2 protein-coding genes are annotated in these 2,156 nt (G+C 32.6%); one reads left to right on the top strand and one right to left on the bottom strand.

Going from position 1 to position 2,156, the window contains the following annotated elements:
• Positions 1 to 60 precede the first annotated feature (60 nt).
• Positions 61 to 1,158: a LysM peptidoglycan-binding domain-containing protein gene (locus ACQV2S_RS08685; RefSeq protein WP_428874556.1), complete on the bottom strand. Its 1,098-nt coding sequence runs from the start codon at positions 1,156 to 1,158 to the stop codon at positions 61 to 63.
• A 579-nt stretch (positions 1,159 to 1,737) separates the two neighbouring features.
• On the opposite strand from ACQV2S_RS08685, the gene ACQV2S_RS08680 reads away from it, so the two are divergent.
• On the top strand, positions 1,738 to 2,028 hold the full coding sequence (locus ACQV2S_RS08680; RefSeq protein ID WP_428874557.1) for an ArsR/SmtB family transcription factor: 291 nt from the start codon (positions 1,738 to 1,740) through the stop codon (positions 2,026 to 2,028).
• The last annotated feature ends 128 nt before the right edge of the window (positions 2,029 to 2,156 follow it).

Raw genomic sequence — 2,156 nt, 5'->3', positions numbered from 1 at the left:
TCGGGTCTTATTTTAAAGGTTATAGCAAAAATGGACTTATGATACAGCCCCCTTTAATTATTAATACCACCCTTTTGATTGAGAATGTGACCAAGCTCCAGAAATCGATCCGTAACGACTTACCATATAGTCATACATCCATGATAATTGAGTATAAGGGTTGCTTTGCCAATCTTCACCATGAGAAGCCATTTTATTACCTGGTAAAGCTTGTGGTAATCCATATGCTCCAGAAGACATATTTTTAGCAAATGTATTCCACCCGGACTCACGATTAATAATAGCCTTCCAATAACCTTGCTCAACATCAGAAACACCTTTCTCAGCAACTATTCTTTCAAACGCTGCATAAGGGTCCGTACTGCTATTATCTACAAGCGTTGTTTCAACTCTTTCTTCATTCGTTTCAAAAGTTATTTCTTCATAGGTAGATTCAACATAACTAGTCGTTTCAATACTGGTAGTAATGCTAGTTGTAATATCTGAAACGCTAGTTTCAATTAAATCAGTATTAAAATCAGTAGACTTAATTGTAGTGGCTGTTGTTTCAAAGTCTTCAGTAGTCAGCTGTTCCTCGATAACTTCATTGCTCGTGGTAGTCATTTCAACAACTGGAAGAATTTCTTCACTAATTTCCCGAGTTGTTTCGACAACTTCATTAGGCATAGCTTCCTCAAAAGTAGGTAATTCTTCTTGAACTTCTTCAAAGTCTTCAGCTGCCTCAATTACTAAGAGACTCTCTTCTGTTTGAGCCTTTGTATTAATTGAACTGCTTTCAGTCTCATAAGCTGTAACTGTTACTTCTTCATCTCCTTGACTATATGAGATCGTCCCAGAATCTGAGTTAAAACGCAACTCTGCTCCAGCTATGATTAAATCTGGATTAGCTATTTGGTTGATTTGAGCCAAATCATTGACCGATATACCAGTTGCTCCAGAAATACTACTTAAAGTGTCGCCCCATTGAATCACATAGACACCATCTTGTTTTTCAGTCATTAGATTGATTACACGACGTATCTCATTAACTGTTCTCTGCTTCCAAACCATCGCAAGACTTCCTTGATAATTATCGTCCTGAGCTAAGATAGTTGGTTGAACAGTTACGACTTGCAACAATAGTGACGAGATAACTAAACTTATTATTGATTTTTTCATAAATACTCCTTAACATGATCACCTTGTTGGTGAATTATTATTAAAATTAATATATAAGATATCTTAAACAAGTTTATTAATAAGTGCACGTTTTTTTAGCACTTGTTACCTATGATTAAGCAAACCGATTAAAGATAGCAATATAGGTTACAGTGATATTACAATCAATCAAGCAAGATACACTTCAAGCCTTTTATAAAATTATGTTATAAATAAAATAACATATACGTTGGCTTATTTTATTGTTTAAAGATTATTTAATAGTACTATCATACTAATATGAAGGATCTTTATTGTTTAAAAAATAAAACAATTACATATTTTTATAATTTAAACCTATTCTAAAAACCATTTATACACTACTTTCAAACAACCTTTGCTTATTACAACTTAAAATGGTATCCTTATCTTGCTAGCTAAAATATTATAAGTATCTACTATTTTCACCATTTAATAATCAGTAAAAATTTTAAGCAAAATTAAATGTAATATAAAAAACACAAAAAATTCTTACTTTAAAAGTAAAATATGTGATACAATCTGACTAGGCATAAAAATAGATAGAAATGGAGGGAAAAGATGCAAACATACGGAATGAAATCAAAAAAAATGGCTAGATATGTTAATGTACTAAAACTTTTATCACACCCTATTCGTTTTTCAATCGCATTGCTATTAAAAAATAACGGTGTTATGAATGTCAGCAAAATTCAACAAGATTTAGAATTAACTCAATCTACCGTCTCTCAACACATTAGTAAATTACGTGAAGCAAAAATTGTCTCTGCGGACCGTGATGGAACTAAAATTTATTATTCCCTTTCTAGCGATACAGCCAAGCTCGTCTTAGAAACTTACGAAAACAGCTAAACTGAAAGCATTCTTACTAAAATAAAAGGGGCTGGGACAAAAGGGCTTCTCAGCCCCCTTAAAATTTACAGCGAGGGGCTGTATCATAAGTCTCAAACCGAAAAACCACTATAAACGTTGTTTAAATA

Origin of the sequence: Facklamia sp. P13064 (genome assembly GCF_050409425.1) — a bacterium.
Classification (GTDB): domain Bacteria; phylum Bacillota; class Bacilli; order Lactobacillales; family Aerococcaceae; genus Facklamia.
This window is presented reverse-complemented; position numbering and strand designations above follow the sequence as displayed.